This is a genomic window from Paracoccus sp. SY, from assembly GCF_002901215.1.
GTDB lineage: Bacteria > Pseudomonadota > Alphaproteobacteria > Rhodobacterales > Rhodobacteraceae > Paracoccus > Paracoccus acridae.
Genome location: NZ_NWMQ01000049.1, coordinates 1 through 20,684 on the forward strand (window position 1 = coordinate 1; position 20,684 = coordinate 20,684).

The following is a 20,684-nucleotide window of genomic DNA, read 5'->3' on the forward strand; positions in this document are numbered from 1 at the left end:
CACGATCCCCCCAGCCCTCCTTTGCCTCTACCGGGCGGCCGCGCCAGGAACGCATCGTGCCTTCAGAAGGTGCCGCGCGTGCCGCCTCGTGCTCACCGTCAGGGGTCAATGCTGATGGCGCGAGCCCCTGTTCATCCATCACCTGCCCCAGCAACCAGGCGAGGCGACGATGGGGTCTGATCGGGGCGGCTTTGTCATGGGCGCCAGCAACGCTCTGCGAAAACAAGTCCAGAGGGACCGATGCAGGTCTTCCCAATGCCGGTCACGATAAGGGTGCTGCTGAGGTGGAGCTTGCCTCTGACCTTGCAACCATGGAAAATCGCGAGGCTACCTACCCTCGATCGGCTGCCTCAAGGTGGTCACCCCTGTCTGTGTATGTTCGGGACGGCCATGAAGAAGACTGCCAAGGTTCCAGTGGAGAAAGTCGTAAAGGGTTTGCTTGTGAAGCACGCATGCCCTGTGCCGTTCCACGCCGTGCGTACACGGTTTTTGGGCAATATCGCCACCCCCGAGATGTCGGTCTCGCCCTTGCAGATCATCAAGGACCTGTGGGGTGGCGAACTCCCTCCCTTCGACAGCATGGATGAGTTCAACACCCTGCTCGAGGCCCTGGTGCAGGGCTTGTGGAACGAGTTGACCCGGCACCAGAAGCGCAGTCAGCCCTTCCGGCTCACCCGCACACCCCTGGACGCAACCGCTGCCAATCTCGGCCTTTACGCCCGTATTCGCCTCGAGGAGTTGGACGGCTTTCTCGAAGGGCTCTTCAACGGAGAGGAGGCGGTCGATCTGCCCGAGCGTGCGCATGAGGCTGTCGGTCACCTCGAAGAGTTGCGGGCCATGATGGCCGGTATTTGCGACCTTGTGGCACGTGACCCCAAGGCCGATGACCGCACCCAACTCGAGACGACCTTCAAGCATCTGCGCGAGCTGACCCGGATCATGGAAACCGAGATCCACGAGGCCGTGCTGTCCTGCGCCCGGGCCCGGCGCCAGATGCTCGAGAGCGCGCCCTCCGCCCGGTCGACGATCCACTGATGGTCCTGTCCTCCGAGGAACGCCTTCGCGAAAAGCTGCGCAAGATCGAGGCGCTTTATGCCGGTGCTGCGACAGCCGGGGAAAAAACCGCAGCAGGTGCCGCGGCAGAGCGCATTCGGCGCCAGTTCGAGACCATCAGCAGGACGGAACAGGCTGAGGAGTTCAAGTTCTCGATCACCGATCCTTGGTCACGTCAGCTCTTCATCGCCCTGTGCCGGCGCTACGGCATGAAGCCGTTCCGCTATCCGCGCATGCACCGCCAGACCGTCATGGTCCGCGCCCCGGCCAGTTTCGTCCACGTGACGCTATGGCCGGAATTCGAGGAGCTCAGCCGCGCCCTGACGTCCCACCTCGATGACATCACCAAGAAAATCATTCGCGAGGAAGTGCACGAAGCCACCCAGGATGCGGACGAGATCAGCGAGCCGCGTCAGCTGCGCTGAGATGTTTTCGGCCACACTCTGAAGCAGGCCCACGCGGCGACCGGGAGAAGACAGCTCGACGCCCTCACCCGGCGCGTCCCCGGCCATGCAGATGGACGGCTGCAGGTCTCCTGACGGAAGCCGGCGCGAGGCCGGGCGGCTGTAAACCGTGCTCCGGCAAGACATGTCGAACCGGGGGGCGGTCGTGACACCGGCCGCTGCATGACCCCCGTCCCGCAGGCTGAGTTGGACCGATATCGGCGTGGCCGGACGGGGGTGATCCTCCGGCACGTCCAGGCGCACACCTTGCTACACCGTGCCGGTGAAAACAGGAGAACCAGGGTGGCCCGCATCTGTTTTTTCGAATGCGGCGGGTGGTGTGAGAGCAGGCTGCTGCGCATGCATCCAGTCGGCGGCCTGCTGGGCCTTGGCCGCAGCGGTGAACAGGGCGCGGGGGTCGTTCTTCAAGACGCGCAACCACGACGCAAGGTAGGCGGCATGGTCGGGACGCGGATGGTGGGCAATGCCGAGATCGGCAAGCACGAGGCCACTGAGGATCTCCACGCAGCATTCTTCCGCCGCGTAAGCAACTGAGCCGAACCGGCCCGACAGATCGCGGTCAAGCCTGTGCTTTGCCCCGGAGGCGTGACCGTGCTCATGCAGCCAGACACCGTAGAACGACGGGGCGTCCCGAAACGACCCGAAGTCCGGCATGACCACCGTATCCGACGAGGGACGATAAAAGGCGTCCGGCCCTCCGAACACGGTTGTGATCCCCAGGTTGGCGACAAAGGCCTCCGCCTGCGCCAAACGCTCGTTCTCCGACAGCAGGTGTGTCGGAGGGCGCTCGTACCCGTCCACCTGGTCGACATTGAACACGGAAAAGGCGCGGGCGAACATTCGGGTGTGGCCGATGTCATCCTTGTCCGCACTCTCGGCCCCGTCAGACGATGGAAGCTGCTTCCACAAGACGATGGTGGTTGAGCGCTCGCCCTTGCGCACCTGCGCCCCGGCCTCTTGCCACTGCCGATAGGTACCCCAACGGCCATCATTGTACCCGGAGACCATGGCTGCGGCCCACAGCGCCACGGTGTTGATGCCCCGGTAACGCCTGCCAGATGCCACGTTGGTCGGCCGGGCGGCACAGCTTCCGTTGTGAAACCACGGTGCATGCCACTCCCCTGCCCCGTGTTCGATTGCCGCAATGATGGCGGCCGTGACGCGCGCGTAGGTGTCGGCCCGCGAACCGGCAGCATCGCCAACGCGTGCAGAATGCGTCAGCCGGTCGGCACCCTTGTTGTGTCTGGTCATCGCAATATCCTCCGCGACGGGGCGCCGGAGGCCTTTCCTCCGGTCTTCATCCCGTCACGCAGTGACCAGCCAAGCTTTGCCTCTCGAAACCCGAGGGATCCCTTGCGGTTGTCCACGAGCGTCGTAGCAAACGCCACAGTCAAAGCCTGATCTGCAGCCCACCACGCGCAGTGGTTCATTCATGATTGGAGAACAGAAGTCCCTTCAACCACACCCTAACGACGTAAAGGGCGGAAAGCAGACTATGACGGTTGGGCATGGGCTTCGTCACATCCCACAATAGCAGACCTTCGTCCTTACCGTTGAGCATCTTCCGATTTTGCGAAGCATTCCTCGACATCTCTGCAAGGACTATCTGAGATCATACTGCCGCAGGTCATTTGAAAACTGCGCGGCAGAACATTGCAACATCTCCACTGGCAGGTGAGGGAGCAAAGGGCAGGAGCTTGGAACAAGCTGTTTTACTCGTCCCCCTGATTCGCTGGTCACAGGATCGGCAGCCGCGAAGAGCAGAGGTCTGAAGTAGCAGGTCGGTGTTCTCTCATTGGAGGAGATGGGAGAACATCCTGCTCTGCAGCGTCTGCAGTTTGGAAGTTGAATATCTAGTACATTAATAGATATTTCTTTACCTTCTCGGTCATCGCTCAAGATGCGCAGAAGGTCCAATCATGCGGAATATCGAGATATTTTCAGAAACCATGCGCTGTCCAAGTGCGAGCTCGTCAGCCGCTCTGGCGCTCATGGCCTGCTTGGCCGCACCCGCCTGGGCCGAGGGTGAGATCGCCATCGCCGAGCAGCATGGGGTGTCCTACCTGCCCCTCATGGTGATCCGCGACCAGGATCTTCTTGCCAAGCACGGTGCCGCGCAGGGCATCGAGATCGAAGCGAGCTGGAGTCAGCTTGGCGGCGGCGGGGCGGTCAACGACGCACTGCTGTCGGGATCGGTCAACATCGCAACGGCCGGCGTCGGCCCCCTGCTGACGATCTGGGACCGCACCAAGGGTTCGGTCAACGTCAAGGGGATCGTTGCGGGGGCGCAGTTCCCGGCCTTCCTGCTGAGCAACAACCCCAAGGTCCAGACGCTGTCCGACTTCGGCCCCGACGACCGGATCGCGCTGCCAACAGTCGGTGTCTCGGTGCAGGCGCGGACGCTGCAGTATGCCGCGGCGAAGGAGTGGGGGAACGACCAGTTCGACAAGCTGGACAACCTGACCGTCACCCTGCCACATCCTGAGGCGACACAGGCGTTGGTGTCGGGTAATGGCACGGTTAACGCGCATTTTTCCAATTCACCCTTCCAGGAACTCGCGCTCAGGACCGAGGGCGTCCACAAGGTGACAGATTCCTTTGAGGTCTTCGGCGGCCCCACGACCTCGCTGATCGTCTACACCACCGAAGAATGGCGTGCCGAGAACCCCAAGACCTATGCGGCCTTCCTGGGCGCATTCCTTGAGGCCAGCGAATGGATCGCCGCGCATCCCGAGGAAGCTGCGGACACCTTTCTGCGGGTATCGAAGTCGGGCCTCGACCGCGAGTTGATCCTGTCGATCCTGACGGACGAGAAATACAGCTTCGATCCCGTGCCGCGGAACACACTGCCGATGGCCAGCTTCATGCATGACGTAGGCGCCCTGAAGAACCGTCCCGAAAGCTGGAAGGACTACTTCTTCGACGACCTGCATGACCGCGAGGGAAGCTGATCGATGAACATGCATCTCGCCGACTCTCTCGCCGGCGCCGCCCTCGCGACCGCGCCCCCGGTGCTGAAGGCGCAGCACCTGTCGCTGGCCTATGCCGGGCCGAAGGGGCCGATCCTCGCCGTGGACCGTGTCAGCCTGCAGGTCGCCCGGGGCGAGCGGTTGGTGCTGCTGGGCCAGTCCGGCTGCGGCAAGTCCTCGATCCTCAAGGCGCTGGCGGGCTTCCTCAAGCCTGCGGGCGGGCAGATTTCCCTGCATGGCAAGCCCGTGACCGGGCCGGGACCGGACCGCATCGTGGTCTTCCAGGAATTCGACCAGCTGCTGCCCTGGAAGACGGCCCAGCAGAATGTCGAGTTCCCGCTGCGCAAGGCGCGGGGCCTGGGCAAGGCCGAGGCGCGCGAACGGGCCGAGGACGCGCTGGAACGGGTGGGTCTGACCCGCGCGCTGCGGTCGTTTCCGCACCAGCTTTCGGGCGGGATGAAGCAGCGGGTGGCCATCGCCCGGGCCCTGGCGATGAAGCCCGAGGTCCTGCTGATGGACGAGCCCTTCGCCGCGCTCGATGCGCTGACGCGCGAGCGGCTGCAGGCCGACCTGCTGCGTGTGGCCGAAGAGACGCAGGTGACGCTGATCTTCGTCACCCATTCGATCGAGGAAGCGGTGCTGATCGGCACCCGCCTGCATCTGCTCTCCTCGCATCCGGGTCGGACGATCCGCACGATGAGCACCGAGAACGCTGTCGTGGGCGAGCCGTCCTTCGCGCAATTGTCGCAGGAGGTTCACGAGCTGCTGTTCCAGGGCGGAGAGGAAGCCCATGTCTGACCTGAGCCATCTTCACGCGCCCCGCCCCTTGTGGCTGTCGGCACTGGACGCGCCTTGGCTGCGCCGCGCGGCTGTCCTGATCCTGCTGGCCGCGATCTGGGAACTCGCCGCGGTCATCCAGAACAACCCGATCATGCTGCCGCGCTTCAGCGCCGTGGTGGTCACGCTGTGGCAATCGATCCTGAACGACGGGCTGCTGGGCTCGGCCCGGGTGTCGATCGAGGTCCTTCTGAAGGGCTATGTGATCGCCGTGGCACTTGCGCTGCTGCTGGTAGGCCTTGCCGCCGCCAACAGCTTCGCCCGCGAGGCGCTGCAGACCCTGACCGCGATGCTGAACCCCCTGCCGGCCATCGCCCTTCTGCCGCTTGCGATGCTGTGGTTCGGACTGAACGAGGCGAGCCTCATCTTCGTGCTGTGCCACGCTGTCGTCTGGCCGCTGGCCCTCGCCGCGCTGTCGGGCTTTGAATCCGTGCCCGAGACGCAGCGCCTGGTCGGCCGCAACTACGGCCTGCGCGGACCGGCGTTCGTGCTGCAGATCCTGATCCCGGCGGCGCTGCCCTCGCTCATATCTGGCCTCAAGATCGGCTGGGCCTTCGCCTGGCGCACCCTGATCGCGTCCGAGCTGGTCTTCGGCGTCACCTCGGGCTCGGGCGGACTTGGCTGGTTCATCTATCGCAGCCGCAATGACCTTTACACCGACAAGGTCTTCGCCGGGCTGGCCGTCGTCATCCTGATCGGCCTGGTCGTCGAGATCGTCTTGTTCCGCAGCATCGAGAAGCACACCGTCCGCCGCTGGGGGATGCAGAAATGAACGGAGCCGTCACCATGTCCACCCCTCCTCGCCAGATGCACCTGGGCGCCTTTCTTTATCCCACCGGCCACCATGTCGCCGCCTGGCGCCACCCGCAGGCCGCGGCCGATGCGGGCATCAACCTTGGCCATTACCAGCACCTTGCGCGGGTGGCTGAGCGCGGGTTGTTCGACTTGATCTTCCTGGCCGACGGCGTCGGCGTCCGGGGCGACAATGTCGAAGCGCTGTCGCGCACCGCAATCCGCTACACCGGTCAGTTCGAGCCGATCACCCTTCTGTCCTCTCTGTCGGCGGTGACCAGCCGCATCGGGCTGGTGTCCACGATCTCGACCACCTACACGCCGCCCTACAACATCGCCAGGCAAATGGCCTCGCTGGATTGGATCTCGGGCGGACGCGCGGGCTGGAACCTCGTGACCTCGGCCGACGACTTCGAGGCGCAAAACTTCGGCCTGGACGAGCAGCTGGCCCATGCCGAACGCTATGCCCGCGCACAGGAGGCGGTTGATGTCATCTCACGTCTGTGGGACAGTTGGGACGACGACGCTTTCCTGCGCGACAAGGACAGCGGACAGTATTTCCGCCCCGAGGCCTTCCAGCCGATCAACCACAAGGGCCGGTTCTTCAAGGTGCGCGGGCCATTGAACGTGCCCCGCCCACCGCAGGGCCGCCCGGTGATCTTCCAGGCAGGTGCGTCGGAACCCGGCAAGCAGCTGGCCGCCCGCACGGCGGACGCGGTCTTCACCGCCGCCCAGACAGTGCCCGAGGGGCAGGAATATTATTCCGACCTCAAGCGCCGCCTGCCGGATTACGGCCGCCCCTCCGAGGACATCATCGTCATGCCCGGCGTCTTCCCGGTGGTCGGCTCCACCCGCGCCGAGGCCGAGGACAAGTTTGCGCAGTTGCAGGACCTGATCCATCCCGAAGTCGCGATCTCGCACCTGTCGCCGCTGCTGGGGATCGACCTCAAGAACCACGACCCGAACGGGCCGGTGCCGGACGTTCCGGTGTCGAACGGCCATGTCGCGCGGCAGGCGCTGCTGATGGCGCGTGCACGGCGGGACAACCTGTCGATCCTGGAACTGGCGCTGTCAATGGCGGGCGCTCGAGGCCACTGGCAGGTGGTCGGCACGCCCTCCGAGATCGTCGATGCCCTGCAGGAGCGGTTCGAGGCAGGCGCCGCCGACGGCTTCAACATCATGTCGCCGGTCCTGCCCACGGGGCTCGAGGAGTTCGTGGACACGGTCGTCCCCGAGCTTCAGCGCCGTGGCCTTTACCGCACCGAATACACGGGCAGCACGCTGCGCGACCATCTCGGCCTCGCCCGTCCTGCCGCGCACGAGGGCTTCAGCTATGCCGAACCCGAGGCACCGCAGGGCGCGCGCAGCGCCCATGCGTAGTCAGAACCTCCATCAGCACGAAGGTAAGAACGTGGACTCCCAGCCTGACGACACCGGCATTCCCGAAGCGATGGAGGCCCCGGAACGGCGGCGCTTCCTGAAGACTGCCGCACTGGGCCTGGCAGGCGCAAGCCTCGCGCCGGCCGTCTGGGCGCAAGGCAGCCCGGATGCACCGCCGCCGATCCCCGATTGGATGAAGATCCCCGGGGCCGACACGGCGGCAAACCCCTATGGTCTGCCCTCGCTGCACGAAGGCCATGTCGTCCGCAAGCTGAGCGTGGCGAAGCAAGCGCAATCGGCCTCGTCGCGCACCCCGCTGGAAAAGCTCGACGGCATCCTGACACCGAACGGGCTGTTCTATGAACGCCACCACGCCGGGGTGCCCGACATCGACCCCGCTCAGCACCGACTGATGGTCCATGGGCTGGTTGAGCGGCCCCTGGTCTTCAGCATGGCCGACCTAAGGCGCTTTCCCTCGGTCAACCGCATCCATGTGCTGGAATGTTCGGGCAACCAGAACTTTTCCTACAAGGACAAGGTGACGGCGGGCGACATCATGGGGCTGGTCAGCTGCGCCGAATGGACCGGCGTGCCCCTGCGCACGGTGCTGGAGGAAGCCGGCATCAAGCCCGGGGCGAAATGGGTCGTCGCGGAAGGGGCGGATGCCGCCGCCATGACCCGCTCGATCCCGTTGGAGAAATGCCTCGACGACGTGCTGCTGGTCTACAGCCAGAATGGCGAGCGGCTGCGCCCCGAGCAGGGCTATCCCCTGCGCATCCTCGTGCCCGGCTACGAGGGCAACATGAGCGTGAAGTGGCTGCGCAGCCTGCAACTTCGCGAAGAGCCAATCTATTCGCGCGAGGAAACCTCGAAATACACCGACCTGATGCCGGACGGGACCGCGCGCGAGTTCACCTTCGTGATGGAAGCGAAGTCGATCATCACCTACCCCTCAGGCGGCCAGAAGCTGGACGGCCCGGGCTTCCACGAGATCAGCGGCCTCGCCTGGAGCGGGTCGGGCAAGATCGAGCGCGTCGAGGTCTCCACCGACAGCGGTCAGACCTGGACGGATGCTCGGCTGCAAGGGCCGGTGCTGCCCATCTGCATGACGCGCTTCCGCCATGCCTGGCAATGGGACGGCACGCCCACCACCATCCTCAGCCGCGCCATCGACGAGACAGGCTATGTCCAGCCCGATCTGCAGACGATCCTGGATGCGCGGGGCCGGAACTCCACCTACCACAACCACGCGATCCAGCCTTGGATCATCAACGAGAACGGCAAGGTGTCCAATGCGCTGGCATGAGCTTCTGGTGATCGGCGCCACGCTGCTGGCTGGGCCGGCCTGGTCCGAGCCCTTCGGCCTCGGGACGCCCGCCACGCCCGAGCAGGTCGAGGCTTGGGACATCTCGATCGGCCGCAACGGCGAGAACCTGCCCGAGGGTGACGGCACCGTGGCCGAGGGCAAGGTGGTCTATGAGGAACGATGCGCCGCCTACCACGGCGAGGCGGGCGAAGGTGGGATCGGCGATCGACTTGTCGGCGGCCAAGGGACACTGGCCACGGACAAGCCGGTCAAGACTGTCGGCAGCTACTGGCCTTATGCGCCGACGCTGTTCGACTACATCAACCGCGCGATGCCTATGGACGCCCCGCAGAGCCTGACCGTCGACGAGGTCTATGCCGTTTCGGCCTATCTGTTGTTCCTTAACGGCATTGTCCCCGAGGATGCGCGGATGGACGCCCCAGCCCTCTCGGCTGTGGTCATGCCGAACCGCGACAATTTCGTGCCGGACCCACGCCCGGATATATGACGGACCAGAGATGATGCTGCGTGTCTTGACCGGAAAGCAGGTGCTCACGCCGTAGCTGGCCGAGCGGCATCGGTAATCTTTCTTTTGATGGACTATGCAGATGCATCCGGAGATCAGCTGTCAAGCGAAGAGGCCTTGCAGGTGGCCCCTGCTCGGCAGATGGACAGCCGCCTGGACCACAGGTTCAGGCGGCTGGTATTTTAGAGGGCGTCGCGCTGCAGGGGCACTGTGGGACCTATCAGGCAGCCTTGCGGCGACGTCGCAGGACGCCCATGCCGCCAATGCCGGCCATCAGCATCCATCCTGCTGCAGGAAGCGGAACCGGGGCGACGTCAACGCCGGGGAATCTATCAGCTTCAGTGGCCACAATCCCGCCGTCGACCAGGGCGAAGGTATCGAACACGGAAGTGCCGTCGGCATTGCGTGTGAAGGTCACGTCAAAGGTGAAGGTCCGATCGACTGAGCGATCATACTCCCCTACGGCAGAGTCACCAACGCAAGTGCCGATGTCTGCACCGGTGCAAACGGTCGATACGTCGATCAACGGATCGCCCCCGCCCAGATCGCCGACCGTCACGGCACCGTATTCTCCAAATCCCTCGATGATACCCGCTGTCACGTCATCAACGATTGAATCGGGAGTGGCAGAGCTTGAAAAGGTGATCGCTCCAAGTTCGGTCATATCGGTCGTGAAAAAACCGCCGCCGAAATCAAGCGACACCAGCTTGATGCCTTCGGCTGCAAGCGCTGCAATCACATCAGCGTCGGGCGAGCCCTTGGAAGAAGCGTCTGAGAAGGCGAAGATGAAGCGGTTGGAACCCGGCCGCCAGGAGGCATTTTCGGCCACCAACTCAATGGCGGTATTCGCCGACTCGGGGAAATCGCCGCCACCGTCCGGAACGTTCAGCGTGACATTGTTGATCGCGTTGATCACGTTGCCCGTATCGGTTGTTACATCCTGATTGATGACGCTGCCCGGGGGCGCAATGACGGACGGCAATGCGGCAGCCTCGGAAAAGACTCCAACGCCGCCCGCAACACCAGCACCGAAATCGGCCGCAATGGTCGAGAAGATGTCGCCTGCAGCCGCTTTGGCTGCGTTGATGACACCGCCCATGGATCCTGAAGTATCGATGAGGAAGTAGGCGTCGATCAGTGCATCTGTTGGCCCACCGGCCGAGATCGTCACTGTCTTCGTGATGGTCACGCTTTCTCCCACGGCCAGATTGGCCGTGAAGCTGTCTGGCGAGATGCTGTCAGCAAGCGCGCCTCCTGCAAAAAACCCAAGCGCCGCAACGCTCAAGAAGCCAAGTTTTAGAGACATTGGTATTCTCCTGAAACGCATGTGTTATTCAATCACAGGTAAGACCTGTTCCTGTCTCGCGTTTCCAAGAGAACAAATCGCAAATGAGCGTATTTATCGAAGCCAAAAGGCATATCGATTTCTGAGAACAAAAACGCACACTGGATAAGCACGGAATCGCGATCACCAAGAGATTACCACGGAATAAACATTTGTCAAAAATTTGATTATCCGAAGGTTTATGATTGCAGAAGACTGTTCATGCACAACCCCATGGGGAACATGGTTGTTTTATAAACCCTCCAGCTCTAGTGAGATATTGACAGGGAGAAGCGCGGGCTCCTAGAGTTAGGCACTTTAAAAGGAGTGGCTTATAATGCGTCGTCGCTTCTGGCTATATGGATCTGCCATTCTTCTTTGGGGAATGGCCTCTATTTCACCCGCTTTTTCCCGAACGGTTGACCTGGAGGATCTTGCGACGCCTCAACTAAACACTGCAGCCGACGGGCTGGTGCTGCCCAATGCCAGCTCCGCCCTGGGAGAGGCAGGAAAGCGAGACTTCCGCAAGGCACTAGCCTCCTTCATGGCAAACGACTTTGCCGTCGCTGAGCGGATAGCGCGGGGCCTGACGCAGTCGGCTGCAGAGGCTCCTGAGGGCTGGTATCTGCTGGGCATGGCGCTTGCCAACCTCGATAGACGAGAAGAAGCGGTCGAGGCGATGGATCAGGCTGCCCGGCTCTACAATTCCAATGCAGCCCCTCTTGTCATCAAGGGTGACCTGCTGCTTTCGCTTGGCCGGCGTGATGAAGCAGGCGCCGCTTGGCAGAACGCTATCGAGGTTGATCCGACAAATTGGTCCGCCCATGAGCGAATGGCAGCCCTGCTGGAAAGCCGGGGCGACCGGGAAGGCGCGATCCGACATTACGAACAAGCCGTCGCCGAAACCAAGACGGAGCATCTTTATCCCCGCTTGCAGGCGGCACGCTTGTATCTCATGGCCGGCGATCCGGCGCGAACGGAGGCGCTCCTGGAAGGTCTTGCCCAACCTGAAGATGCGCCCTCGTTGGTGCTTGACTACCTTGCCCGTGCAAAGGTCGGCCTCGACAAGCTGGAAGAAGGCAAGGCACTTTTTGATCGACTGATAAGGCGATCCGAGAGTGTTCGGCCCTTCCTGGCTCGCGCCCGACTTGCGGTGGCCGAACAGGATCTCGTGGAAGCAGAGACAATCCTCTCAAAGGCCAGGACGCGCTTTCCCGTTGATGCGGCACTTTTGCTGGAACAGGGTCGGGTGCTCGGGGCGACAGGACAATACGACAAGGCGCTTGATACCTTTTCTGAAGGCCTTGCGGTCGCACCGCAGAACTCTGCGCTTCTGCGCGCAGCCAGTCTCGCGGCGGCACGACTTGGCCAGGACGAGACAGCTTTGGATTATGCCCGCGCAGTGGTTGGCCTGCCTGACGCCACATCAGACGATCAGGTTCGTCTGGCCTCGCTTCTGGAGCGGACAAATGCTCGCCTCGAAGCGATTACTCTCTATCGCAATGCTCTGGCGGCTGACCCACAGAACTGGCTTGCCCTGAACAATCTGGCCAACCTGCTGACTGAAAGCGCGCCTGATGAAGCAATATTGTTGGCCGAACGCGCTGTCAGACTGGCGCCAGACATGCCGGAGTTGCACGATACGCTGGGCATGGCGCAGCTGGAAGCGGGAGAGCTTGACTTGGCCGAGCAAACATTTGAGGCAATGAGAGCCGAGCAGCCATCCGCCGCCTTGCCGGCCTATCGGCTTGGCCTGGTACGGCTGGAACAAGGTTTTTCCGAGGAAGCGCGGTCTCTGCTGCAAGAGGCACTCATTCTCGAGCCCGGCTTCGCCTATGCCGAGGAGGCACGGCAACACCTGAAATAGAGTAAGAAGGGCTGGAAAATCCCGCCTCGTGGATCTTGGCATCCCTCCCCTGCACTGCGTTTTCTGCAATGAACATGAACGGCCGGTTTGGGGATACTGCAAGGAAGCGCTGTCCGCGACTGGACCGTCCGCAAAGGGCCGTCTGCGCCGAGCTCTCAGTGATGGTGCGGGTCGGTCCGCGCCGCGATGTGGCTCGACGCGAGGAGCCGTTCTTAACAACGGCTGATTGCCGAAAATTCGTGTCTATCCGCTGTTGTTAGTGGCCGATTTCCGGAAAAGTAGGCCTCACACGCATCCCGGACCCGATCGATGGACGTGTCATCGACATCCAGATGCGTCACCCACCGCAGGCTGCCATAGCGGCCACCAACGGCGATGCCACGATCGGCCAGAAAGCGCCATTGTGCAGCCCGACTATTTTGCAAACCGCAAACTGGTCGAGTTCTTCGAGGGCGAGATCGTGCCCGTCCAGATCGCCTATCAGGGCGCGGCTGACCACGAGGCAGGACTGAACCTCGACCAACTGGAAGCGGCGTTCAGGTATGGGGCGAAGCTGTTCCTGTTCTCGAACCCGAACAATCCGGCGGGCGTTGTTTATTCCAACACCGAGATCGACCGCATCGGCACGCTTGCCGCGCGTTACGGTGCCGCGGTGATCGTGGACCAACTCTATTCCCGGCTGCTCTTTGAAGGTGCAACCTATACGCAACTGCGAGCGCATCCGGCGGCCGAAAATGTCGTCACGATCATGGGGCCGTCCAAGACGGAGTCACTCAGCAGCTATCGGCTGGGCGTGGCATTCGGTCCGGCCGACATCATCGAGCGGATGGAAAAGCTGCAGGCGATCGTCTCGCTGCGGGCGCCGGGCTATAGCCAGGCGGTGCTGCGGACATGGTTCAACGAGCCCGAGGGCTGGATGGCCGAGCGTATCCGCCGGCATCAGGCGATCCGCAACGATCTGGTCACGCTGTTCCGGCAAATCTCCGGCTGTGCTGTCCGGGTGCCTCAGGCGGGCAGCTACCTGTTCCCGTCCCTGCCGGCTTTGGCCATCAAACCCGCGGACTTCGTGAAGGCACTGCGGCTGCAGGCGGACGTGATCGTCACCCCCGGCACAGAGTTCAGTCCCCATGCTCAGGGATCGATCCGGCTGAACTTCTCGCAGGACCATGCGGCGGCAGTTGCGGCGGTCGAGCGCCTGGCCACGCTTGTGGAACGGTATCGGCCATCATCACCGCCCCTGCTCACGGCGCCCCGGTCCCACAGGGAAACTATGTGCCCGCACGGCGCAGTGGCAAGCTGATCATAACTGCCGGGATGACGCCACGGATCGATGGCAGGCTGGTGTCCTTCGGGCCCGTCCGGAGCGATGCAGTGGTCGAAGACCATCGCGAGGCTATTGTTCTGGCCTGCAGCAATGCCCTGACTGCGGCACAGAGCCTGTTGCAGCCAGGCGAGGAACTGGACGCCATTCTTGCAATGACGGTCTATATCGCTGCAGAGCCGGNACTCGCAGACCTTGCCTCGGCGTTCTTGCTCCAGGAGTTTGGCCAAGTGGGGGTTTGCAGCCGCGCGGCAGTGGGTNGCTCGCCGACCTCGCCTCGGCCTTCTTGCTCCAGGAACTTGGCCAAGTGGGAGTTTGCAGCCGCGCGGCAGTGGGTNTGTCGCGTCCCTGCCGGGCGGCGCACCTGTCGAAATCCAGCTCATGGCGGCAGTCAGGTGAGCATGGCTCCTCTTCCGCCTAACATGAGATGATCGAAGCCAACAGAGTGGCTTACGATCCTGTGCCTTTCTTCCGAATCACTAGCCCTCAGCCTTTAGGCAGAGGATAATCATCCGCGTTCAGCACCCATCCCGGCTTCAGGGAAAAGTCCATCCGGGGCGGGCAGAAGATGTCCACCAGATTGTTGTCGCCGGCATCCGTGGCGCGGGTCGTGTGGACAACGGGGGGCGGGATCACCAGCGAAGAGGGCGAACCCACCTCGACGTGCTGGTCGTCGCGCCAGTCGGCCATGTCGACGGTCCAGGGCCAGCGGAGGTGATGGACGAAGCTGCCCTTGAGCGCCAACGAGCACTGTTCGAAGTCATCGTGGTGATGCGGCGACATCTTCGTGGTGTCGCGCGGCCCCTTCTGGGGTTCGAAGATGTTCACCATGAAGGTCGTGCAGCGGAAGATGCGCCCGAAGCGGCCCGCTTCGGCTGGCACGTCCAGTGAATAATGCCGGATCCGGAAGCCGTCCTTCGGTGCAGGCCAGGCTTCGAAGGCAGGAATGTGAGACCGGACTGCGTCATAGGCCCGCGCATTCGACGCGGCCTCGGCGAGATCGGCGGAGCGGGTCGTGAACAGGCGCACCAGCACACCACCTCGGGGCAGCGTCACGCGACTGTCACCGGGCGGCACAAAGGCGATCGAGTAGCCGGGCACTTCGACGCGTTCGTTGCCCGTTTCGATCACTGCGCCCTGAGCCGCGTCGGGAAGGTAGACCACATATTCATCCGGCTGGGCTTCACGCGCGAAGACCGCGTCCGGCTCGGCCTCTGAATAGGCGAGCACGAAGTTGTTGCCGCGATGGTACCAGCTTTTCCATCCCCTGCCTTCGGCTTGCGGTTCCGTGCCGTAGAACAGCGCGAGTTGTTCTTTAGCAATCAAGCCGGTCGCAGGCGGCTTGGTGCTGGCGGCGAACAGGTCTGCGCGCGGATCCTTGTCCTTGTACATCATGTATTCCTTTCAGGGATACGGCGGCCTTAGGCCTGCCGCGTTGTCATCAGGCGGCGCGCGCCTTTCATCAGCAGACTCTGATCCGAGCCGCAGACAAAGACAGTGACGCCACGGTCCTGCCAAACCGGGATTTGGGCTTCATCGCCAACGAACAGGCCAGTCGCAATGCCGGCACGGCGCGCAGCCTCGATCACGCGCAGGATGGCCGTATCGAGTTCGGCTGAGGGAAATCCCACGCGCAAGGACTGCGACAGATCCGCGGGGCCGACGAATAGCACATCGGCGTCCGCGCAGGCGGCGATCTCGTCCAGCCGGTCAAGGGCGGGCGCATCCTCGATCTGCAGCATCACCACGCTCTCGTCGTCGCATTTGCGGCGATAGTCGAGGAGCCCGATGGTGCCGTAGTTTCCGGCCCGGGGCGAGGGAGAGATGCCGCGGCTGCCGCGCGCGAACTTGACCGCATCGCAGACCGCCTCGGCCATGGCACGGTCAACCACATGCGGGACCATGACACCTGCACAGCCCAGATCCAGCAGCGGTGCGATCCAGTCCGGCTGGGTACCCCAGCGACGCGACAGCAGCGGCATGCCACTGGCTCGCGCCGCCAGTGCCAGCATGTCCATCTCGGCCAGTCCGATCGGCGCATGCTCCTGGTCGGCGACAGCGAAGTCCAACCCGGCGAGCCCAAGGATTTCGACGATATGGGGGGCAGGCGTCTTGACGAAGGTGCCGACAACGGTTTCGCCAGCGTGGATCCGTGCGCGTAGATTACTCCTGGTCATGCCGCGAGCCCGACCAGTTCGGCACCAACCGTCGTGGTCATCTGGCGGACCTCGTCATCGGTATAGCCGCAGTCCAGCAGCAGCCCGATCATCATTCGCATCCCCTCGGCGGGGTTCGGGTTGTTCTTCTGGCCCAAGTCGGTGCCGAAGAAGGTATTTTCTACGCCGGCCGCGTCGATCACGGATTTCAGGTGATCGGTGTCGAACATCTTGAAGGTGGATTCGATAAACATGCAGGCGGAATGTTCCATTTTCACGCCCATGCTGACCAGATGCGCGATCTCCTGGAACGAGCAGTCGTTCACATAGGTCGGATGGTTCAGGAACAGCCGTTTCACGCCGCGTGCTTTTGCTTCCTCATAGAAGGGCAGCAGTTCGCTTGCATGGTGATGTCCGCCCGAGACGACGGCATCGGCTTCGGCGATCAGGTCGAGGATGTGCTTGACCTCATCACGCACAGTGCCGTTCTCGTCGGTCAGGGTCAGCGGGACGGGCGCCACGGTCTTGGCGGAGTTCTGAGGGAACTTGAAGCCGGGCTTTTCTGCCTCGTGATCCATGTGGTTCTTGGCATGCGCAGTTGCCATCCAGACGACGCGCGCGCCCTGCTTCAGTGCGTAGTCGACAGCGGCGGGGTTCAGCCCGCCTAGCGGATTGTTCAGCACGATGGATCCAATGGCCTGCGTCTTGAAGCCGCAGTTCTCGTTGATCAGGCGGGTCACGGGCATCGTCGGGTAGTAATGATCCTTGAGCAGGATCGCGGCCATGCCCTGCTCGTCGGCCTCTCGCACGGCAGCGATATGGTCCAGCTTGCGCGGATGCAGCGACGGGCCCGAATGGATGTGCAGGTCCACCGCACCTTTCATCAGTGCGTCGATGCGGTCGGTCATGTCGGTCATGTCTCTCTCCCTTGATCAGTTGGCCGCGCGCGCCGCGCGGGGAATGTGGTTGCGCCAGACGTCTTCCAGCACGGGCATATCGGAAAACCGGTGGCGGGCGTCCGCAGCACGGCCGATCAGAGTTGCAGCGGTGACATTCTTCGTCTTGCAATAAGCGGCGAGAGTCTCGACCGCTTCGGTCAGAACATCAAAGCCGCGCATCATCACGGCCGACGAGAGCCCTGCGGCGGATGCGCCCGCCAGCATCATGCGAACGACATCCTCGCCGCTGGTCGCACCGTTGATGCCAATCAGCGGCCGGTCCGGTCCCAAGGCCGCGCGTGTTTCCGCCAGCCAGTGGCAGGTGAGCGGCAGGTTCCAGAAACCGCCGATGCCGCAGCTGGTACCCAGATAAGGCGCCATCGTGTCGAGGTCTGGTACAAGGCCGAGCGCCCGTCCGGCGATCACCACCGTCGTTGCTCCGGCCGCGGTCGCGGCGGTTGCCAAAGCAGTGACGCGCTCGCTCTGGCCCGACAGCTTGACCCACAGGGGGATCGTGATGGCCGCAGCCACTGCTTGAACAATTTGGCCGACACGCTTCGGGTCGAGCTCGGTCGATACCGCCCCGCGTGCTGCCTGGCTGGCGTAAGGAGTGCCGATGTTGAGTTCCAGCACCTGCAGCCCCGCCTGCTCAACCTGACGGGCAGAGGCGACTGCCGCATCCAGGTCCGCCAGCACAAGCGACGGGATCAACAGGCAGTCCGCAGCGCGGGCCAGTTGGTCGTGCCGTATGGCCTGATCGAGCCAGGCCTCGAAGCCCAGCGGGTGCAGCCCGGACCTGGTCAGAACCGTGGTGGCAGCAGGCGCATCCGGCCCCCAGGCAACCGGACGCCAGTCCGGGCCCAAGGCCGCATATTCCGCCTGCAGCAGTTGACGCTTCGCGGCCTCGGACTCATTGGTGGACTTCATGACCACCGCGCCCGCGCCGGATGCGATAGCAGCAGCCAGCCCGACATCCTCGATCAGGTGTTCGCCCGGAGCGGCGATCACGGGGTTCTTCAGGCGAAGCCCGCCAATTCGGACCGAAAGGACATCGCGCATCACCGTGCCCCCAGGAGCTCTGGCAAGAACAGCGAGATTTGCGGGAAGAGTGTGATCAGCGCCAGCACAATCAACGCGACCCCGATCATTGGCAATGCCGCGATCGCGACCTTTTCCATCGGCCGCCCGGTAACACCAGAGATAACGAACAGGCACAGACCCACCGGTGGTGTGACAAAGCCCACTAGCACGTTGAAGACGACCATGACGCCCAGATGCACAGGGTCCATTCCCAGCATGTTGCCGATCGCCATCAGCGCCGGAACCGTCAGGATCAGCACGCCAATCGTGTCCAGGAACATGCCCAGAAAGAGCAGGATGATGTTGACCATTAGCAGGATGACATAGGGGTTGTCGGAAATGCCGGTCAGCAGCGCTACAGCCTGCTGGGGGAGCTGCTCGATGGCGAAGATGAAGCCTGCGACATTGGCGATGGCGACCAGGAAGTAGATCGCCGAGGTGATGATCGCTGTCGAGATGAAGGCTTCTTTCAGGAAGGTCCAAGTCATGGCGCGATAGACGAAGGTGGCAACCAGCAGCGCATAGATGGCGGCAATGGCGGCAGCTTCGGTGGCCGTGAAGATGCCGCCGCGAATGCCCACGACGATGATGATCGGCAGCAGGAGGACCGGGATGGCCTTCCAGAAGCCATGGACGATCTCTCCCATCGATTGTGCAGGGGCCGTGGGATAGTTGCGGCGACGGGCGACCACGATCGCATAGACGGATAGCAGGGTCGCCAGAAGAATGCCCGGCGCCAGCCCTGCGATCAGCAGTTGCGCGATCGAGGTGCCTGACAGGGCACCATAGATGATCATCGCGATTGAAGGCGGCACCAGCGGTGCCATCAAGGACGACACCGCGATCAGGGCAGCGGAATAGTCGACGTCATAGCCCTGCCGCTTCATATCCGGCACCATGACCGTCCCAATGGCAGCGGCATCGGCCGCCGCCGAGCCGCTGACACCGCCGAACAGAAAACAGCCCCAAACGGCTGTCAGCGACAGACCCCCGCGAAAGCGTCCGACGATGGAGTTGGCAAAGCCGATCAGGCGGCGCGTCAACCCACCCACGTCCATGATGCTGCCCGCCAAGACGAACAGCGGGATCGCCAGCAGCACGAACATGTCCATGCCCGCCAGCATCCGCTGTGGCATGACCAGCAGGAAGTTGGTCTGGCCAGTCATCACGAAATAGGCCAGGGCGCTGAAGCCCAGCACAAAGGCGATCGGCATGCCGATCAGCATGGTGAAAGCGAAAGCGGTTCCCAGCCAGATCACAGCGCTTCCTCCGCACCCATCATGTGCTCCTCTCGGACAGGCGACCGCGCCACCCCGAGAAGTTCGTTCAGCGCTACATGGATCGCCAGAAGCAACGCCCCAACCACGATCGAGATGTGGATCCAGAACATTGAGAGCCCCAGTGCGACAGCGGTCTGGCGACGGGTGCCCCAGCTGAACGTGACGCCATACCAGATAATGACGCCCAGAAAGATCAGAATAAGAATGGCCGACAGCACATCTGCTGCCCGGCGCATTCCTTCCGGCAGCTTTTCGACCACCATCCGCATTCCCAGGAACTGGCCCCGGGTATAGCTGATGCCGGCGCCAACCGCGACAATCCACAGCATCAGATAGCGCATGAATTCCTCGGACCAGAACAGCGAACTGTGCAGGACATAGCGGGCAAAGACCTGCAGGACGCCGACGATCAGGATGGCTGCGATCCCGGCAAAGCAGAAGGTTTCAACGGCAGCCACATAGGCCCGCCAGAACTTGGACATGGTCGTCCCTCTTGCATCGGATGGTGAAGGCAGCGCGGCTTGAAACCGCGCTCCAGACGGATCACTGCGCCGCGGGCGTGAGGGTCTTCGCCTTGGCGCTGAAATCGGCGATCAAGGGATCAACGGCCTCGTACTGTTCGACGACCGGCTTGAAGGCGGCGGCGAGTTCGGCCTTGAACGCGTCCGATGGCGTCACCACTGGAATCCCCAGTTCGTCCAGGTGTTTGAGAACCGTTGCGTCCAGTTCCTTAACGGCCATCACCTGCGGCTCGACGATCTCGTCGGCGGCTTGGCGCATGGCAGCCTGCTGCTCGGGCGTCAGGCTGTCGAATTTGTTCTTGTTCACCAGCAGGAACCCGGGCCAAAAGTAGTGGCTGGTCAGCGTCACCCCTTTGCCGATTTCGTAGTATTTCTCGCTCTCGATTGAGGTCAGGTTGATCTCGACCGCATCCAGCGTGCCGGTTTCAAGTGCGNTTCGATCGAAGTCAGGTTGATCTCGACCGCGTCCAGCGTGCCGGTTTCAAGTGCGGAATAAACCTCGCCATACGCCATCGGCGTGGGGTTCACGCCAACCGCCGACCAGGCGTCCAGGAACATCCGGTTCGGCGCGACGCGGGTTTTCAAACCCTTCATGTCGGCAAGGCTTTCAACCGGCTCGCCCACCGTCATGAAGTGGCGCACGCCGCCGTCATAGACGCCTAGGGCTACCATGCCGTGGTTTTCCAGACGGTCCATGATCGCGCGGGCCTCGGCCGACTTCGCCATGGTGACGAAACCTTCATAGTCCGGGATAGCGCCAGGCAGCTGGAAGGCATCGATAGCTGGCTCAAGGGTGGCATAGGCCGAGGTCGAGTTCACGGTCATGTCCACGGTCCCGAACTGCACCCCTTCGGCCAGTTCCTTCACATC

General features: G+C 62.8%; 21 protein-coding genes. 10 read left to right on the forward strand and 11 right to left on the reverse strand.

Translation table 11 applies throughout. The features are described 5' to 3' along the window. A partial coding sequence (locus CK944_RS23795; protein ID WP_205049114.1) for a hypothetical protein occupies positions 1 to 226 on the reverse strand: 226 nt, incomplete at its 3' end. A gap of 164 nt (positions 227 to 390) precedes the next feature. Here CK944_RS23795 and CK944_RS19185 point away from each other — a divergent pair. Then, positions 391 to 1,035, forward strand: coding sequence for a hypothetical protein (locus CK944_RS19185; RefSeq protein ID WP_103174696.1), 645 nt, complete (start codon positions 391 to 393; stop codon positions 1,033 to 1,035). After that, positions 1,035 to 1,478 carry a hypothetical protein gene (locus tag CK944_RS19190; protein WP_103174683.1) on the forward strand — a complete coding sequence of 148 codons (444 nt, stop codon included), beginning with the start codon at positions 1,035 to 1,037 and terminating at the stop codon, positions 1,476 to 1,478. Before CK944_RS19185 ends, CK944_RS19190 begins: the two co-directional genes overlap by 1 nt. 288 nt (positions 1,479 to 1,766) lie before the next feature. Here CK944_RS19190 and CK944_RS19195 read toward each other — a convergent pair whose 3' ends face one another. Next, complete coding sequence (locus tag CK944_RS19195; RefSeq protein ID WP_103174684.1) at positions 1,767 to 2,768, reverse strand: ArdC family protein; 1,002 nt, start codon at positions 2,766 to 2,768, stop codon at positions 1,767 to 1,769. 740 nt (positions 2,769 to 3,508) lie between these two features. Between CK944_RS19195 and CK944_RS19200 the strand changes: the two genes are divergently transcribed. Genes CK944_RS19200 through CK944_RS19225 form a run of 6 tightly spaced genes read left to right on the forward strand, consistent with a single transcriptional unit; the run spans position 3,509 to position 9,309 of the window. After that, the gene (locus tag CK944_RS19200; protein WP_205049115.1) at positions 3,509 to 4,468 is read left to right on the forward strand and encodes an ABC transporter substrate-binding protein; all 960 of its coding nucleotides are present in this window, start codon (positions 3,509 to 3,511) and stop codon (positions 4,466 to 4,468) included. A 3-nt stretch (positions 4,469 to 4,471) separates the two neighbouring features. Beyond that, positions 4,472 to 5,284: an ABC transporter ATP-binding protein gene (locus CK944_RS19205; protein ID WP_239986163.1), complete on the forward strand. Its 813-nt coding sequence runs from the start codon at positions 4,472 to 4,474 to the stop codon at positions 5,282 to 5,284. Further along, positions 5,277 to 6,095 carry an ABC transporter permease gene (locus tag CK944_RS19210; protein WP_103174685.1) on the forward strand — a complete coding sequence of 273 codons (819 nt, stop codon included), beginning with the start codon at positions 5,277 to 5,279 and terminating at the stop codon, positions 6,093 to 6,095. Before CK944_RS19205 ends, CK944_RS19210 begins: the two co-directional genes overlap by 8 nt. Next, a complete protein-coding gene (locus CK944_RS19215; RefSeq protein ID WP_239986164.1) occupies positions 6,092 to 7,495 on the forward strand; it encodes an LLM class flavin-dependent oxidoreductase in 1,404 nt (467 codons plus the stop codon). The genes CK944_RS19210 and CK944_RS19215 overlap by 4 nt, the downstream gene beginning before the upstream one ends. Positions 7,496 to 7,526: 31 nt before the next feature. Further along, positions 7,527 to 8,801: a sulfite dehydrogenase gene (soxC, locus tag CK944_RS19220; protein ID WP_239986165.1), complete on the forward strand. Its 1,275-nt coding sequence runs from the start codon at positions 7,527 to 7,529 to the stop codon at positions 8,799 to 8,801. After that, positions 8,788 to 9,309: a c-type cytochrome gene (locus CK944_RS19225; RefSeq protein ID WP_103174687.1), complete on the forward strand. Its 522-nt coding sequence runs from the start codon at positions 8,788 to 8,790 to the stop codon at positions 9,307 to 9,309. Before soxC ends, CK944_RS19225 begins: the two co-directional genes overlap by 14 nt. 238 nt (positions 9,310 to 9,547) lie before the next feature. On the opposite strand, the gene CK944_RS23365 is transcribed toward CK944_RS19225, so the two are convergent. Continuing rightward, positions 9,548 to 10,633, reverse strand: a complete 1,086-nt coding sequence (locus tag CK944_RS23365; RefSeq protein WP_158248073.1) for a VPLPA-CTERM sorting domain-containing protein — start codon at positions 10,631 to 10,633, stop codon at positions 9,548 to 9,550. Positions 10,634 to 10,988: 355 nt separating this feature from the next. Here CK944_RS23365 and CK944_RS19235 point away from each other — a divergent pair, with 355 nt between their 5' ends. Further along, positions 10,989 to 12,518, forward strand: a complete 1,530-nt coding sequence (locus CK944_RS19235; protein ID WP_103174688.1) for a tetratricopeptide repeat protein — start codon at positions 10,989 to 10,991, stop codon at positions 12,516 to 12,518. Between the two features lie 403 nt (positions 12,519 to 12,921). After that, positions 12,922 to 13,818: a pyridoxal phosphate-dependent aminotransferase gene (locus CK944_RS19240; RefSeq protein WP_239986166.1), complete on the forward strand. Its 897-nt coding sequence runs from the start codon at positions 12,922 to 12,924 to the stop codon at positions 13,816 to 13,818. A 507-nt stretch (positions 13,819 to 14,325) separates the two neighbouring features. Here CK944_RS19240 and CK944_RS19250 read toward each other — a convergent pair. The 8 genes from CK944_RS19250 to CK944_RS19285 form a co-directional block, all read right to left on the reverse strand. Continuing rightward, a complete protein-coding gene (locus tag CK944_RS19250; RefSeq protein ID WP_239986167.1) occupies positions 14,326 to 15,234 on the reverse strand; it encodes a hypothetical protein in 909 nt (302 codons plus the stop codon). 26 nt (positions 15,235 to 15,260) lie between these two features. Then, positions 15,261 to 16,016 carry an HpcH/HpaI aldolase/citrate lyase family protein gene (locus tag CK944_RS19255; RefSeq protein ID WP_103174690.1) on the reverse strand — a complete coding sequence of 252 codons (756 nt, stop codon included), beginning with the start codon at positions 16,014 to 16,016 and terminating at the stop codon, positions 15,261 to 15,263. After that, positions 16,013 to 16,912, reverse strand: coding sequence for a DUF6282 family protein (locus CK944_RS19260; protein ID WP_103174691.1), 900 nt, complete (start codon positions 16,910 to 16,912; stop codon positions 16,013 to 16,015). Before CK944_RS19260 ends, CK944_RS19255 begins: the two co-directional genes overlap by 4 nt. A 15-nt stretch (positions 16,913 to 16,927) precedes the next feature. After that, a complete protein-coding gene (locus tag CK944_RS19265) occupies positions 16,928 to 17,941 on the reverse strand; it encodes a tRNA-dihydrouridine synthase (protein ID WP_239986168.1) in 1,014 nt (337 codons plus the stop codon). 50 nt (positions 17,942 to 17,991) lie between these two features. Beyond that, complete coding sequence (locus CK944_RS19270; protein ID WP_103174693.1) at positions 17,992 to 19,272, reverse strand: TRAP transporter large permease; 1,281 nt, start codon at positions 19,270 to 19,272, stop codon at positions 17,992 to 17,994. Further along, a complete protein-coding gene (locus CK944_RS19275) occupies positions 19,269 to 19,775 on the reverse strand; it encodes a TRAP transporter small permease (RefSeq protein ID WP_103174694.1) in 507 nt (168 codons plus the stop codon). Before CK944_RS19275 ends, CK944_RS19270 begins: the two co-directional genes overlap by 4 nt. A 61-nt stretch (positions 19,776 to 19,836) precedes the next feature. Next, entirely contained in the window at positions 19,837 to 20,229 is a 393-nt protein-coding gene (locus tag CK944_RS19280) for a hypothetical protein (RefSeq protein ID WP_103174695.1), read from the reverse strand. Further along, positions 20,205 to 20,684 (reverse strand): TRAP transporter substrate-binding protein (locus CK944_RS19285; protein ID WP_146038714.1); only part of this gene is annotated, 480 nt, incomplete at its 5' end. The genes CK944_RS19280 and CK944_RS19285, both read right to left, overlap by 25 nt.

What these genes read in the sequence shown, in the direction of transcription:
- CK944_RS19250 (WP_239986167.1), bottom strand. Translation starts at nt 15,234, where the DNA reads ATGATGTACAAGGACAAGGATCCGCGCGCAGACCTGTTCGCCGCCAGC.
- CK944_RS19195 (WP_103174684.1), bottom strand. Translation starts at nt 2,768, where the DNA reads ATGACCAGACACAACAAGGGTGCCGACCGGCTGACGCATTCTGCACGC.
- CK944_RS19260 (WP_103174691.1), bottom strand. Translation starts at nt 16,912, where the DNA reads ATGACCGACATGACCGACCGCATCGACGCACTGATGAAAGGTGCGGTG.
- CK944_RS19210 (WP_103174685.1), top strand. Translation starts at nt 5,277, where the DNA reads ATGTCTGACCTGAGCCATCTTCACGCGCCCCGCCCCTTGTGGCTGTCG.
- CK944_RS19225 (WP_103174687.1), top strand. Translation starts at nt 8,788, where the DNA reads ATGCGCTGGCATGAGCTTCTGGTGATCGGCGCCACGCTGCTGGCTGGG.
- CK944_RS19215 (WP_239986164.1), top strand. Translation starts at nt 6,092, where the DNA reads ATGAACGGAGCCGTCACCATGTCCACCCCTCCTCGCCAGATGCACCTG.
- CK944_RS23365 (WP_158248073.1), bottom strand. Translation starts at nt 10,633, where the DNA reads ATGTCTCTAAAACTTGGCTTCTTGAGCGTTGCGGCGCTTGGGTTTTTT.
- CK944_RS19255 (WP_103174690.1), bottom strand. Translation starts at nt 16,016, where the DNA reads ATGACCAGGAGTAATCTACGCGCACGGATCCACGCTGGCGAAACCGTT.
- CK944_RS19275 (WP_103174694.1), bottom strand. Translation starts at nt 19,775, where the DNA reads ATGTCCAAGTTCTGGCGGGCCTATGTGGCTGCCGTTGAAACCTTCTGC.
- CK944_RS19235 (WP_103174688.1), top strand. Translation starts at nt 10,989, where the DNA reads ATGCGTCGTCGCTTCTGGCTATATGGATCTGCCATTCTTCTTTGGGGA.
- CK944_RS19200 (WP_205049115.1), top strand. Translation starts at nt 3,509, where the DNA reads ATGGCCTGCTTGGCCGCACCCGCCTGGGCCGAGGGTGAGATCGCCATC.
- CK944_RS19190 (WP_103174683.1), top strand. Translation starts at nt 1,035, where the DNA reads ATGGTCCTGTCCTCCGAGGAACGCCTTCGCGAAAAGCTGCGCAAGATC.
- CK944_RS19205 (WP_239986163.1), top strand. Translation starts at nt 4,472, where the DNA reads ATGAACATGCATCTCGCCGACTCTCTCGCCGGCGCCGCCCTCGCGACC.
- CK944_RS19185 (WP_103174696.1), top strand. Translation starts at nt 391, where the DNA reads ATGAAGAAGACTGCCAAGGTTCCAGTGGAGAAAGTCGTAAAGGGTTTG.